General features: G+C 63.2%; 1 protein-coding gene. It reads right to left on the bottom strand.

Annotated features, from left to right (window positions below):
* Positions 1 to 76 precede the first annotated feature (76 nt).
* Positions 77 to 736, bottom strand: coding sequence for an SOS response-associated peptidase (locus HAQ05_RS27945; protein ID WP_190427637.1), 660 nt, complete (start codon positions 734 to 736; stop codon positions 77 to 79).
* Positions 737 to 747: the final 11 nt, after the last annotated feature.

Here is a 747-nt window from a genome sequence, read left to right as displayed (position 1 = left end):
GCCAGCCACTGCTTTCCGATCATGTGCTCCCCTTGGCAAGTCGGGCTGGAAGGCTAGAACCATACAGAACCGCGCGTCACTCAACCACAGGCAGAATCAACTGCGGCCCCTGATTCCGCACATTCCCTACTGCCTTTCCCACTGGATACCAGTCGAAGGCCTCGGTGGGTGTGCCCAGGTCGCGCGCTATAACCTCGGCCCGCTCGCTGGTGGTGTCGGGGTCCATCCATTCCTTGGCGAGTTCAGGCTGGAGCACAATCGGCCGCCGGTCGTGGATATCGACCATGCCGCCCAGGGAGTCTGCGGTGAGGATTACGAACCCTTCACCCTCGCGCCCGATGCCGGCGAAGAACATAGGGTCACCTGATTTCAGGTGGATGAAGTAGGGCTGCTTACGCTTCGGGTCGGCAGGGTCGGGCACCCACTCATACCAGCCCGTGGCCGGCACCAGCACCCGGCTTGGCCAGGCGGTGCGGAAGAAGCGATTGGTGGCCACCGTTTCCACCCGGGCGTTGATGGGTGGTGGGCGCTTGCCGGTAGCCCAGTGCGGCTGCCAACCCCATTTGATAGCCGAGATGAGCAGGCCGTCCTGGTGATTGCTGAACACGCTCACCAGCGCGGTGGGGGCGATGTTGTACCGCTCCAGCGGTACGGCGTCATAGCCGCTGGCCGGCCTGCTGCCAAGCCAGTCCACGTAATCGGCCAGGCTTCGATCTTGGACAAATCTTCCACACACGGCTGCCACCT

It is taken from the genome of Pseudomonas typographi, from assembly GCF_014694385.1.
Classification (GTDB): Bacteria; Pseudomonadota; Gammaproteobacteria; order Pseudomonadales; family Pseudomonadaceae; genus Aquipseudomonas; species Aquipseudomonas typographi.
Note: the sequence above shows the minus strand (reverse complement) of the source record. Positions and strands in the feature narration are given on the sequence as shown.